The organism is Chroogloeocystis siderophila 5.2 s.c.1 (assembly GCF_001904655.1).
GTDB classification, from domain to species: Bacteria; Cyanobacteriota; Cyanobacteriia; order Cyanobacteriales; family Chroococcidiopsidaceae; genus Chroogloeocystis; species Chroogloeocystis siderophila.
On record NZ_MRCC01000010.1, the window covers coordinates 37,532 to 51,347 of the forward strand.

Here is a 13,816-nt window from a genome sequence, read left to right on the forward strand (position 1 = left end):
CAGTTAATTTATGGTTTTGCAAAGGTGGCGATCGCTCGCATTGACATTAGAATTTGTTGTTAAGTAATCACTTAGCCAGTTGCAGCCTTGTGCAACTAATTGATTTAAATCGAGAGTCCACTGACGCACAGCGTTATCACTGCCAACCGCAACCAAATTCTTGCCATCGGCAGTAAATTTTACGCCCAAACTCTGTGCTTTTACTGAAAAAGATCCTAAAAGTTGACCGTGAATATTCCACAATTTAATTGTTGAGTCGTCACTGGCGGAAGCAACAAGCTTACCATCGGGGCTAAAGCTGACATCGTTAATCCAGCCACTGTGTCCTTGCAGCGTAGTGATTAATTTACCATCGAGACGCCACAGCTTAACCGTATTATCGACACTTGCAGACGCGAGAAGTTGACCATCAGCGCTGAAACTGACATCACTGACAGCATCGTTATGTCCTTGCAGTGTGTTAATTAATTTACCATCAACGCTCCACAGTTTCACCGTAGCATCTTTGCTAGCAGAGGCAACAATTTGGCTGTTCGGGCTAAACGCGACATTATTGACCGCATCTTGATGTCCTTGTAGCGATCGCACTTCGCTACCATCACGCCGCCACAATTTTACCGTTTTGTCATCACTTGCCGAAGCAAGCAAGTTACCATCAGGGCTAAAACTGACGCTATTAAGCCAATTCTTGTGTCCTGCAAAAGACTTCAAAACAACACCATCACGACTCCAAAGTTTGATGATGTGCTGCGCGTGGATAGTTTTGGCTTGGAGTTCAACAGAGTTTTCAGCAGTGGCGATGCTACCATCAGGACTAAAACTGACTTGGTGAAAAACATCGTCATTTTCTTTTAAAGTTTTTGCTGCGTTAGTATTGCGGTTCCACAGTGTCACGGTATTGTCACGGCAAACTAAAGCGATATCTTGTAGATTTGTACTGAAACTGACACTAATCGTCTGCGGACATTCTTGGGCGATGATAGGCTTTTGTTGTAAACTCCAGAGTCGTAGTGTGTTGTCTACTCCGGCGGAAACTAGCATCCCGCTAGGAGTAAAACGGACGTCATTGACAGGGGCGCTGTGTCCTTTAAAGGTTTCTAGTTCTCGCTCGTCGTTCCACAGCTTTATAGTGAAATCATCGCTTGCTGACGCTAACAGCTTACCATCAGGGCTAAAACTGACAGAATTGACAGGGGCGCTGTGTCCTTTGAGTGATTTGATTAAATTGCCTTCTCGACTCCAAAGTGCAATTGTATGATCGCGGCTAGCAGTTGCAAGCATTCCATCAGGGCTAAAACTAACGCTAGTTACTCCGCCGTTGTGTCCTTGTAGCGTTTTAACTAAAGTGCCATTTATGTTCCAGAGTTTGACGCCATCGTCACTCGCCGATGCTAAGATTTGACCATCACGGCTAAAACTGATGCTGTTGATTGAGCTAGTGTGTGCAGAAAGCGATCGCACGAGTGTTCCATCGGGATTCCACAATTTAATCGTTGCATCGCCGCTAGCGGAAGCAATTAGCTTACCGTCAGGACTAAAACTAGTGACTGTTGTACCCTGTTTTTGTAGCGTTTTAATTAAAGTACCATTTAGGTTCCAAAGTTTGATACCATCGTCACTCGCCGACACTAAAGTTTGACCATCAGCACTAAAACTGATGCTGTTGATTGGGTTCGTGTGTGCAGAAAGCGATCGCACGAGTGTTCCATCGGGATTCCACACTTTAATCGTTGCATCGTCGCTTGCGGAAGCGATAATTTTACCATTAGGGCTAAATGCGATCGCATTTACACTGTACGTGTGTCCGACAAAGCGGTTGCGTTCTTGCATTGCGGACAGGACTTGCTGTAATGTACTTGCAGTTTTGACTTGCAGTTCGTACGGTACTGCTAACGTTTGCTGTACTTGCTGTGCTGCTTTTATGCTGATGCTTAAAGCTTCTAATTGCTGGTCAGCACTTAATAGTGCCGTAGATAAAGAGTTTAAACTTTCAATTTGGATATTTTGGCGTTGTACATACGCAATTCCTGCTAAGCCACAAGCTGTAAATCCGAGAACACTCATGACTCCTGCGGTAAGTTGGGCGCGTTTAAGTCGGCGTTTGGTTTGCAAGTGTTGTTGTTGTCGGGCTTTTAAACACGCAGCCATAAACTGTTGCGTTTCTGGCGATAATTCATCCGCGCACTTGACGTAGATTTCTTTGGCTTCTGCGAGTCGCACGCCATGCAAGAGAAAATCAGAATGCTGTTGATTTTGCTTCCACAATGATGCTGCTTGTTCGATTTGGCGTTGAACTTGTAAGCGAGTACGGTTTTCTTCCAGCCACCAGCGTAAAGTTGACCAATGGCGAATTAAAACTTCGTGCGCGATTTCAATCGTAACTTCTTGTTTCAGTGTTGCTAAGGAAACTTCTGATGATGCACTTCGGCTTTGTCCGACAGGATATTCATCGCAGTTCACGACGATCAGCTTAGCCGCAGTTAACGCTTGCAAGGTTCTGTCTACAAGCGGTGCGGGATATTTCGCCACTGTCATTTCTGACTTATTCACGCGCCGTCGCGTGTCTTCTGTACCGTCTCCTAATTGCGTTAAAGTTAGAAAAATCCATTGGACGCAGGCTTGGGCTTCGGGTTCGAGGCTGTCGTAAACGGCTTGGGCTTTTTTTTCTAGGACGCCTTTGAGTCCGCCAATCTGCTGTTGATACGATTGTAAGGTTAAAACTCCACCTTGGCGATACAACCACAGTTGCTCTAAAACAAATTCGAGTAGCGGTAAATCTCCAGCGGAGTGCGGTAAATCTTGCAGGAGAACTTGGACTAATTCAGGTTCGACGTGCAATCCAACTTGCTGGGCTGGTTGTACAATCACCTGACGATAATCGTCGCACGTCAAGCACGGTGGAACTAACACACTCGATTGTTGCAACACAGGTGCAAGCGACGGCGCTTCTAGACACGCGCCTATAAAGTCAGCACGGAGCGTAATCACAAGCTTAAACCGATCCGCAGCATAATTGACAGCACCAAGAAGAATATCTAAAAATTGTTGGCGATCGCCGCTTGCACTTAATGTAAAAAGTTCTTCAAATTGGTCTACAACAAGGACAACCATCGGTTCTGGACGAGTGCGTAACCAGCGAACAAAGCCTTCAATTCCTAGGTGTAATAACCCCTCCAGTTGCAGTGCTTGATAAGCTTTTTCTTTTTCGGTTCCTGCTTCTACAAGGCGCTGTACTAATGCTGTCATTGGTTTTGCCCCAGGGCGAAGACTTCCTATCCACCAAGATTCGCTTCCTGGTAATTGTTTACCTTGTCGCAACTGTGTGATTAAGCCAGCTTGCACAACCGAAGATTTACCACTTCCTGAAGCCCCAACGACAGCTAAAAAAGCACGTTGACTCAGTTCATTAATGAGTTTTTGTGTAAGTGCTTCGCGTCCATAGAAATACAGGGCGTCGGCTTCGCCAAAGGCTTTTAATCCCATGTATGGGCAAAGTCCTAAATCAAAGTCGTCGCTATCTCCACCACGCGAAACAATAACTCGGTTGGGCAAAACTTCGATGACACCTTGGACACCTGATAGCCAGACATGAAGTGAGTCTGTTCCTGCAAGTTCTACCTGAAGTTGCGCAATCCACGCGGCGACGGGTAATCCGGTTTGGGGATCGGCTGTCGTTAGGGTTTTTAAAAGTGCTTGGGTAAATTGTTCGGGTACGTCGAGGGGAGATGCTGCTGCGATTAAGCATTGTCCGTGTTGGAAACCTAGTTGCAAATCTTCTACCCAATCTGCAAGCGAAGTAGCTCCTGGGCAATCTAGCACGATAATTTGTTGTGCAATATCCGATCGCCGTAGTTCTTGACGTAACCAAGACCGCGAAAGTCGCACGCCATCACCTAACACAAGCCAAGAGTCGCCTTCGGTGGTTTCTTCGATGCGTCCGCGCAAGTATAAAAATGCGGTGGTAATATTGGGTGATGAAGATTGTAGATGCGGCGATCGCAAGTATTCTTGAATTGCTTCGCGTACCTGTGACAATTCTTTTCCTGGTCGTGGTAAATACTCTAGTTCAAATTGTCCGGCTTGGCGTAATACTTTACTAAGTTCTACCGTTGCTTGATAGTTTGATAATCCGTTAATCACTAACGCCTGTCGCGGATGCGTTGCACCGGTATTTGCACAACTCAATCCTAAAACAAGTTCTCCTATTCCTTCAACAATCCGTTTTGGTGTTTGGATAGGATATTCTGAATGAAGATTAGTTTCGCCACGGCTACGCTTTTGCTGATTAATTAACCGGAGTTGTTGATTCGTTTTATCGACATACTGCAACGTGCGGTGATAAACATATTTATACAGTCCATCAACTTCAATCACGCCTTGCGCATCGGCGGCTTCTCCACGCAAGCCACGAATCAGAAAATAAGTAAAGACTCCGTGTCCTAATTCGGGAAATTCCCACGATTGTTGACCTTGATCACACGAAAGTAACGCATAAAATCCTTTACTTTGTGTCGCGCGTTGTCGTAGTAATTCAACAAGTTGTGAAGTCGGATTTTGCAATAAAGTTGTATTATCTCCTCTTGCTCCAATTAATGTCATTCCGCCACTGTGACACGCATCGAGCCATATAAGTTGTTGTGTCGCTGCACATTCTCCTAACATTCCCAATAGTTCAGGCATTCTCCAACCTGTGTTAAGCAAATCATCTTTTCGGGTATCTGCTAAACATAAAACTGCTTGCTGAGTTTCTGGTTCAAGAAAACCATGTCCTGAAAAGTAAAACAGCACTGTGTCTTGCGTGCGGGCAGCAGAAATAATATATTTCAAACTACTTTGGACTGTGGATAATTCTGGTGTTAAAGCCGCAAAATCGTGATGAACGATAACTTCTTTATCAGGAAATTTTTGTGTTGCAACTGCTAGCGCCTCAGTTAATCCTTGACAATCTACTGCGGAATAGCGCAGCGTAGGGATACTAAAATCGCTGTATTTGTTGATACCGACTAACAGAACCCAGAGCTTTGCTTTGCCGCTTTCTAGGTGTATTGAGCGACTTGTACCCACACTAACTGGAGACATGGCTGTAATACCGTTTCATTTTAAAGTTGATACATATGGGCAGCAGAGGTGCTCGCGGTGCAGAGGAGAACTTATTTGTAGCTTTTATTGAGTAAAATGGTCTAACGTAAAGGCAATAGCAAGTTACAGGAATTGATTTGCAGTAAATTAATTAGGGATATCTTTTATATACCGTTGAATTCTTAGTATTTACTGAAAATTTTCTTTAAGAATTATGTCAGTTTGTTTGCTAGAAAGAAACTATATCAAAACTTCATAAAAGATAGATTTTTTCAGTTAATTTTTGCTGGTTAATAATTCATACATTGGCAAATTGAAACTGAGTTAGTAAATGTAACGAACTCTTGACCAGAAATGAATTCGCTGTAGTCAGCTAAGTTATCGAGTCCGACAAGATTGAGGAGAATTTCAGTACCTAGCCAAAACGTTGTTTTGAGTAACATTTTTTTCCAGTTAATTGCCATCACTGCACCACCTTGCAAACTGAAACAATCCCTGCGTTGGAGGTTGTATTGAACCAATAGGGTTGCTTTGGGTGGTTTATGCAGCTAAGTGAGCGAAGTCCACCTTCGTGGACTAATGAGTCTCTTTAGCTATGGTTTCAACCTTTCGTGGAACTAATATTTATTTAGTAATACTTAGCAACAGTCTTATTGGCAAGATATAACGTTTTGTCCAGGATTTATAGTAGTTGTAGGTGTTGCAGCGATTAACATAATTTCACCTTTGTTGTTAGTTGCCCAGTTTGTTGCTTCTACAAGAGGAGTTGAGGTGTTGCGGGATGTGGGTGCAATCGCTTCTGTAATACCTGTTGTAGCATCAGAAAAACGCCAATCTTGCCACACATCATCACTATTGAGAACTTCTCCAGGATTTGGCGGTAAACCACCGCGCCCCGTCACGACCAATTGACTTTCATTCGCCACATTTTCAGCCGCACAACCTTGTGCAATCAGTCCTGAAACATCAACTAAATTTTGTGGTAACACAACTGCACCACGACTCGGATCGACATCTGGGGTATTAATAACAACTTCACCGCTTAATTCTGGGTTGGTTTGGGAAATTGCCGTGATATCACTACTAGAAAGTTGAACAGGGTCTAGCTGTACTGGATCGCTGGTTCCTAACAAAGTTTGTAAATCTTCTAAGCTGCGTACTATTAAGCCAAAGATATTTTGTGCATCGATTGTGACTTTTCCTCCTTGTCCGAGAAACGCATTCGCTTTGATGTCATTATTTTCATTGGGTGCAGCAATGATAAATCGGGCATTGTTGATAGATATATCGCCACCATTTCCTCCAGCGCCTTCAATCCCTGCTGTTGTAGAAATTTCACTACTGCGACGTAAAAACAAATCTTGCACGTTTAGATTAATATTTCCACCTTCGCCTGAAGCAGTATTCGCGACAATTTCTCCATTATCTAAACGGATAGTTTGAGCATCTACTTGCAAAGTTCCTGCACCTTGAGCCTCTGGTGTTTCGTTGACACTACTCACCGCCACGATCGCGCCATCCCGAACAATTAATTCATCGGTTTGAATCTTTAAGTTTCCTCCGCGACCAGTCGCATCAAAAATCGCTGGTAAGCCAGTTCCTGGTAGTCCTCCAGAATTTGCAAACAAACCCGATTTTAAGTTTTCACCCTCAACATTAACAGTGCCAGCGACTTCGATAGATTGTGCTTCTTGGATAGTTAAATTTCCGGCGTCTCCACTACCAAATGTTGTCGTTTGCACAACTGCACCATCGCGAATGCTTAAGCGGTCTGTCGTAACTTCTAAATTTCCTCCATTGCCACTAGAACCTTCTTCAGCGCTAGCAAATAAGCCGCTAGGGAAAGGTAAACCCGCATCACTTATTGGTTCACCTTCTGGTGTACGTGCAATGCCAACTACTTCAATTTCTGAAGCTCGAACAGTTACATTTCCTGTATTTCCTGCACCAACAGTAACCGAGCCTATCTGTGCGCCGTCTTGGATAATCAGCCTATTTGTAGTTAGCGATAAGTTTCCTGCTGCTCCTGTAGCATTGTTATCAGACCGAGTTAATAAACCACTAGGAATATATTCAAAATCACCATTTTCTTGTGGAATTTGAAACCCACCAACTACTTTTACAGATTCAGATGCAGTTATGTTTAACTCCCCTCCGTGCCCTTCACCAAGAGTTTCAGCTAGTACTTGTCCATTTATAATAAGCAGTTTGCCGGTTGCAATAGTTACGTTTGCACCGATACCGTTATCCGTCCTAGTACCTATTAATGAGGAGTTTATGGTCAAGTCCGAAGCATGAATAAAGATTTCTCCTCCGTGTTGACTTTCAACCGCTGCAATTATAAAAGAGCCATCAGCGATCGCCACTTGCTTGCCTTGTATTTGGATGTTGCCACTAGCTTCCCCACTGACATCTACAATAGACCCTTGAGATAGCTCGACATTTTGAAAATTTTGTACTTGTGTATATCCTAAAGACCAACCGCTGTTTGTCGGATTCAAGCTGACGAAACTAGAACTAGCAACACTACCTAACTCAATACGTCCCGCTGGTGCAATCATAAATCCACCTTCTAGCACTACATCACCGCCTACGAGTGCTAAAGTTTTACTAGGTAGTATTTGTAAACCTATTTGTGATTGATTCAAGAGCCTTCCAGGATTGACTCCAAACTGCAATCCTACAGGAACACTCATACTTAGTAATGGTTCGATTTGACCAAGGTCAGTACTAAACTGAGTATTGTCAGCAAAGTGAAGACTACTCGCTGTACTTACAATAAAAGACCCACCAATATTGAGTGAAGCATTAGAACCAAAAGTAATTCCCTTCGGATTAAGTAGAAAGAAATTAGCAGAACTGACCGCACCGTTTGGTTGCAGTACTTCAATCAATCCATCAATATTGGAAGGCGCACCTGTAACGCGAGTAATGACATTTTCGATTTCTGGTGCAACATCTTGAAATGAAGCTATGCCATTTGTAGGAACTGAAAACTCGCTAAAGCTGTGATACAAGTTGGAGCCAGTTTGAGTGCCACCTGTAATGATGCTATTAGCGTCTTCTGTAGTAACGGTCGAAGAATTTCGTAAGGTCTGATCTCCTGTAATTTGTGCTTGCAGCGGACTAGATACAGCTAAAAATAACAAAAAACTGGCAGGATACGAAAAAGACTGGCAACGCAGTTTCATATTTAAATTTAGGAAAATAAAGTAAATAGTATTATTTTTATAAGCAACAACTCTAGCATTTTGGTGTAAAGATTTTTTCAAAGTAAGAGCAATATTTAAATTAATTGCTTTTATAATATAAACTCCACGTATCTAATCGCTACTTGAGTAAATACAGGCAACTCTTATTTAGGATTGCCTTAGCTTTATCAAAAGCTTATGTGACCAGTACTATCTACTAGACAATAGTAATGTCTAGACTAGGAACAAAATTTAAATCCAACTGTAGCGAGGCAAACTGGGTGCCATTGTAAGATAGAGCACCCGTTGAACTACTGAAGAAGAAATTGTCGTACTGATTTGATCCTTGTGTGATTCCAAAACCACTTGCAGAGACTTCAATCTTATCGCCTTCTAGATAATTGAAATCTTGAATCGTATCAACTCCTTCAAAAATATTTTTAAAAACAAAGGTATCTGCACCGAGACCACCGACAAGCGTATCGTTACTCTCTCCACCTTCTAAGCGATCGCTTCCATCACCGCCATTCAGGTAGTCATTACCACTGTAACCGTTAAGGAAGTCATTACCACCGTACCCATAAATGTAGTTACTGCCTCCATTGCCTTCAATCTTATTAGACATGTCATTGCCATAACCATCAAGATCGGCGTACTGATTTGTAGCCTCGTTATATCCTGTCAATTCTAGGTGATCTACGTAGATTCCTAATGCATAGCTGATAGAAGAAATAACCGTATCTACACCACTTTTTTGGTATTCAATAACAATATCGTTAATGCTATCTACGATATAAGTGTCATTGCCAGCACCACCATCCATCTGATCATTGCCAGTACCACCGTCTAGGTAATCGTTACCTAAACCACCTATTAAGAGATCGTTACCTTGCTCTCCTGCAAGCCAATCATTACCATCGCCTCCTACTAGGGTATCTTTCCCTGTTCCACCAACTAGAGTGTCTTTACCTACTCCCCCATTAAGAGAGTCGTTATTATCTAAGCCGTATAGTAAGTCGTTACCATTATCACCATTTAGTTTGTCGTTACCAGACCCACCATAAAGTTGATCGTTACCCAAGCCACCGTATAGCGTATCTGCACCAGCTTCACCATACAGTGTGTCATTACCACCTTTGCCATAGACAGTATCATTGCCTTTTTTAGCGTAGATCAAGTTTTTAGCGTCAGTACCATTTAAGATGTTACGAGCATCAGTGCCACTAATTGGTGCAGGTCCTTTGTTGTCCTCAATAACAATGATTGCTGTTTTAATACTACTATTAGCTTCTAGGTTAATTTTTGTTTGATAACTTCCACCGACAGGTATAGACTTTCCCTTAAATTGATTTTCTTTAAACGTATAAGTTTCTGATGTAAATCCTACATCTCCACCTTGAATTTGAAGTATTATAGTGTCAGTACTATCCGGCGGAACATACTCATCAAGATTGTTTCCTGGATTATTGTAAATTATAATAGGTATACCTGAGTTCACATAGTTTGTTATGTCAAAAACTGGTTCATCAACTCCAACTTGATCTTCTAGAGATTGAATGGGAATTCTGTAATCGTAGTGTTCATTAGAAAATTCACTACCTGAACGTATACCGCCACCCCACCAACTAGATAGTTTTGTATAAACCATAATTGTCTCTCCTAATACATTATCCTGAAAATTTAGCTTTTTAGAGTTTAAACGACTCGCATAGATTAGAAATTATCAAACAATATATAAAGCTTACAATATACAAGTATTATCAATACTTACCTTTTATTCTTAAAATGCAACGACACAATATCTAAATTAGTAAAACTAATAAGAATTTGTACAATTTTACTAAATTGAGCCAATCAATCTTTAAAAAAAATAAAACGTTACACTACTACTCTTTTTGCAAGCATCTCAGCTTACTAGTATTTTAATTTTTGCTTGTAATTTTAAAGACAGTAAATACATATCAATTTATCTAATAGGTAATTAAACCACACCTTGCAAAAATTAGCAGCTAGAAAAAGTTAGAAAAATTTAGTAACTAGGACAGATGACTTGTTAATAAAATATAAAAACCAGGGAGTATATATGAAATGAACATTTTTCAATAATTCCGAATCTTTTCTATTTTGGCATGAATTGTTGTAAAGTATTTGTAATAAACTGACACATTTTTACTGAAACAGAAAATACTCCACTTTGTAGCACTTTAAATTATGACTCAACGTCATCTATTGTAGTTTTATATGATGCATCACTCTCTTTGAGAATAATATCGAGCAACTCTATCACTTTGCAGTAGTACGCAACCACCAAAACCTAAAATGCCAAACTATATCTTCCTGATGGATATGTATGTGTCGGATAAGCACACGCCATATACTGATCCATCATCACAACTACGCCAGGATTAGCACTGCACGCAGTTAAACTTAAACCTTTAGCTGCGAAAGAAGCATTAATCTGCGCGCCGATCACAGGCGAAACAGGCTGAGAGGGGTAATTCCCAGGAGTGCCAACATTAAAAACATTGATCGTCAGGTTAGCGTTAGTAGCGAGAGTTGGATTTTGTTGGCTAATCGCAAAGATCTGAAAACCGTTTGTTAGTCTATATGTGCCAGCAGGATATTGTGCATTAGGTGCTGCACAAGCAGCTTGTTGATTCAAGTTTACCCATACTGCTACGACTCCAGGACCACATTTTGTAGGATTCAAGCTGTGTTGAACGAGGAGTTGATCAATTTTATTTCCTCTAGCACTTGCAGAGTTGGGAGTAACGGTAAATGCAGCAGCAACTAGCGAAACAGACAGAAGTGAAGTAGCAATCTTGTTTAGTAGCATCGCAGATTGGCGTCCTTTGAAAATGCCTTCACTCACTTAATAGGTTTGGCTTTGTTGTTTTATGCAGTTGTTTGGTAGAAAATCGCGTCTTTGACTTGGGTCATTCAGTAATAGCCGTGAGAAGATATAAGGATAATTATCTCGACTGCAAACTTTTTTCCTGGCTTTGGTGTCAGTAACTGCTTCATGCGTTCTCGTCAAGATATTGTTGAGATCTTTTCGTCTTTTATCCAGTTCAATGCCGATCGCTTTAGCAATTGGGCGACTGATCCTAAACTGCGACGAAGTATGCAAAATTCTTTGGCGCGATCGCCGCAAGCAACAATAAAGGAAAACTTTTGGGCGCTTTATTGGTATAAACTGTGGCTAGTACAACCGCAAAGCCTTGCATTTGGACACTTGTATGCTTACTTACAAGAAGCTGGTTACTGGGCGGCGCAAAGTGTTGTAACGAATTTTACGAGTAGCCAACATACGATCGCTGATTGTTTTCAAATTGTGATCGCCAAAGTTGATAAAATTCTCCAAGGCTTTAACTCGCAGCAAGGCTATAACCTGAAAAACTACGCGAGTGCGATCTTTACTAGCACCATCAAAGAAACCCTCCGTCAGCGTCAAGAAGTCGATATTTGTACAGATTGGAGTTTACTGCGCAAACTGAGTCATAAACGACTAGAAGCCGCATTGCAAAATGCAGGAATATCACCAGAAAAAGTTACCAGTTACCTGCTAGCGTGGAATTGCTTCAAAACAATCTATATTCCGACACAAGCAAGCGCAACGCGACAACTTGCAAAACCTGATTCAGCAACGTGGGATGCGATCGCTAAGTTGTACGATTCGCAAAATCCTGGTACACCCGTCCGTCAAGCAGAAACACTAGAACAATGGATGCTAGCGTGTGCCAAAGCTGCGCGTTCTTATCTTTATCCTACTGTTGCTTCGATTAATACTCCTAAACCAGGACAAGATACGGGGGAATGGTTAGATAATTTACCCGAATTGCAAGGCGAATCTTTACTTACAAATATCATTACGCAAGAAGAAATAGAAAGTAGACAGACGCAGCAAAAGCAAATTAGTGAGGTGTTAGTAGCTGCGATCGCTCAACTCGATATGCAAGCACAACATATATTGCGACTTTACTACGGTGAAGCGCTAACGCAACAGCAAATGGCTGTACAGCTTGATATTAAACAATATACAATTTCGCGGCGGTTGACAAAATGTCGAGAAGAATTGCTAAAAGCACTAGCACAATGGTGTAAAGATTTGCATATTTCGCTAACTTCCGACGTACTAAAAGATATCAGCGCAGTTCTAGACGAGTGGCTACAAGGTCACTATGGCCAAACTGATATGGCAGCGGGCGTGGAGGACACCTCCGCGACATTAGCTGACCTGAAATCTCCAAGGGAGTAATCGATTATGACATTTGATTCGCTTCTCACAGCGGCTAAGCCTACTCAATTATGGCTCGAAATCTCTCCTGACGATCAGTCTCAAGCTTGGCAACATCAGATGTATTCCACTCCTAGTAGTCGTTGGAACGCTACTTTAAATTGCATTACGCTCAATACTTTTTTATCTTGGCTACGCACAGAATGCGCCCCACAAGCAAAAGTTTTTCCTCATCGGGCGGCTTTAGCAAGTATTTGGGAATTTGTCAACGGTGTCGCCATTGTCTGGGAAACAACAAAAATAGTACTGATTCCTAGCGAAACAATTGATACAGTAGAATTACGCGTACCGCAAGAATGGATTGATATCCCTGAATGGACAGCAGATTATTACTTGGGAGTGCAAATCAATCCTGATGATCGCTGGATAAAAGTTTGGGGATACACAACACACCAGCAACTCAGAACAAACGGACATTATGATGCAAGCGATCGCACTTACAGCTTAGATGAAGATGAACTCATTGCAGACATCAATATTCTCTGGGTTGCGCAGCAACTCGGCATTACCGAAGCAACAAAAAGCGCGATCGCACCTTTAGCACTACCGCAAACCCAAGTAGAAAATTTAATTCAGCGTTTGGGCAATCCTGAGATTATCATACCGCGACTAGAGATTCCCTTTACCATTTGGGGAGCAATCCTGGCGCATGGTGGATGGCGACAGCGCTTGTACGAACGCCGTCAAGGATTACCGGAGCAATGGTCAATTTTACAGTGGTTGCGATCAGGAATTTCTGATGTGGCGCAACAAATTGGTTGGCAACAAGTCGAACTGCAACCGAGTTTGGCGCGATCGCGTTCTCTAGAAAGTACACCTGCATCTGTAGCATTATCTCGTCAACTTGTCATTGCAGGACAACAATACGAGTTACGCATAACGCAACAAGATGCGGAACAATGGCGCTTTGAATTACGCAATACTTCGATGGGTGCTTTAATTCCTGAAGGCATCAAATTAAGATTGCTAACCGAGGATTTACAAAATTTTGAGAACAATGAAGATACGGCTACAACAGCCGTTGAACAAATATTTGTCGAAGTGGCACTTGAACCTGGCGAAGGAATTGTCTGGGAAATCGAACCGACTCCCGAAGGCTATGAAAGAGAGATCCTCAGGTTTTGAAACGCCTACAAACTAAATGTGCGCAGCAGCACACTCTACCGGAATTTTTAGTGTATTAGACCACGGAGGTGGTCTTTGTCTGACTAGCTGCAACTTTAGTCGCCAAGCGATTTATGTTAATTAT

General features: G+C 42.0%; 7 protein-coding genes. 2 read left to right on the forward strand and 5 right to left on the reverse strand.

Annotated features, from left to right (window positions below; genetic code table 11):
• Nucleotides 1-3 precede the first annotated feature (3 nt).
• The 5 genes from NIES1031_RS13280 to NIES1031_RS13300 all read right to left on the reverse strand — a co-directional run bounded on the left by NIES1031_RS13280 (nt 4) and on the right by NIES1031_RS13300 (nt 11,142).
• Nucleotides 4-5,079 (reverse strand): nSTAND1 domain-containing NTPase, encoded by a 5,076-nt coding sequence (locus NIES1031_RS13280; RefSeq protein ID WP_073549910.1) that lies wholly within the window; start codon nt 5,077-5,079, stop codon nt 4-6.
• Between the two features lie 290 nt (nt 5,080-5,369).
• A complete protein-coding gene (locus NIES1031_RS24405; protein WP_178378136.1) occupies nt 5,370-5,543 on the reverse strand; it encodes a hypothetical protein in 174 nt (57 codons plus the stop codon).
• A gap of 186 nt (nt 5,544-5,729) precedes the next feature.
• On the reverse strand, nt 5,730-8,270 hold the full coding sequence (locus tag NIES1031_RS13290; RefSeq protein ID WP_073549912.1) for a beta strand repeat-containing protein: 2,541 nt from the start codon (nt 8,268-8,270) through the stop codon (nt 5,730-5,732).
• Between the two features lie 217 nt (nt 8,271-8,487).
• On the reverse strand, nt 8,488-9,918 hold the full coding sequence (locus NIES1031_RS13295) for a calcium-binding protein (protein WP_084544343.1): 1,431 nt from the start codon (nt 9,916-9,918) through the stop codon (nt 8,488-8,490).
• A gap of 666 nt (nt 9,919-10,584) precedes the next feature.
• Nucleotides 10,585-11,142, reverse strand: a complete 558-nt coding sequence (locus NIES1031_RS13300) for a hypothetical protein (protein ID WP_073549913.1) — start codon at nt 11,140-11,142, stop codon at nt 10,585-10,587.
• Nucleotides 11,143-11,292: 150 nt separating this feature from the next.
• Here NIES1031_RS13300 and NIES1031_RS13305 point away from each other — a divergent pair, with 150 nt between their 5' ends.
• Together NIES1031_RS13305 and NIES1031_RS13310 are read left to right on the forward strand one after the other, a co-directional pair.
• Nucleotides 11,293-12,528: a sigma-70 family RNA polymerase sigma factor gene (locus NIES1031_RS13305; protein ID WP_073549914.1), complete on the forward strand. Its 1,236-nt coding sequence runs from the start codon at nt 11,293-11,295 to the stop codon at nt 12,526-12,528.
• 6 nt (nt 12,529-12,534) lie between these two features.
• On the forward strand, nt 12,535-13,692 hold the full coding sequence (locus NIES1031_RS13310; RefSeq protein ID WP_073549916.1) for a DUF1822 family protein: 1,158 nt from the start codon (nt 12,535-12,537) through the stop codon (nt 13,690-13,692).
• The last annotated feature ends 124 nt before the right edge of the window (nt 13,693-13,816 follow it).

Bases quoted from the DNA above. Each gene is read 5' to 3' on its own strand.
- NIES1031_RS13280 (WP_073549910.1), bottom strand. From the start codon at position 5,079: ATGTCTCCAGTTAGTGTGGGTACAAGTCGCTCAATACACCTAGAAAGC.
- NIES1031_RS24405 (WP_178378136.1), bottom strand. From the start codon at position 5,543: ATGGCAATTAACTGGAAAAAAATGTTACTCAAAACAACGTTTTGGCTA.
- NIES1031_RS13290 (WP_073549912.1), bottom strand. From the start codon at position 8,270: ATGAAACTGCGTTGCCAGTCTTTTTCGTATCCTGCCAGTTTTTTGTTA.
- NIES1031_RS13295 (WP_084544343.1), bottom strand. From the start codon at position 9,918: ATGGTTTATACAAAACTATCTAGTTGGTGGGGTGGCGGTATACGTTCA.
- NIES1031_RS13305 (WP_073549914.1), top strand. From the start codon at position 11,293: ATGCGTTCTCGTCAAGATATTGTTGAGATCTTTTCGTCTTTTATCCAG.
- NIES1031_RS13310 (WP_073549916.1), top strand. From the start codon at position 12,535: ATGACATTTGATTCGCTTCTCACAGCGGCTAAGCCTACTCAATTATGG.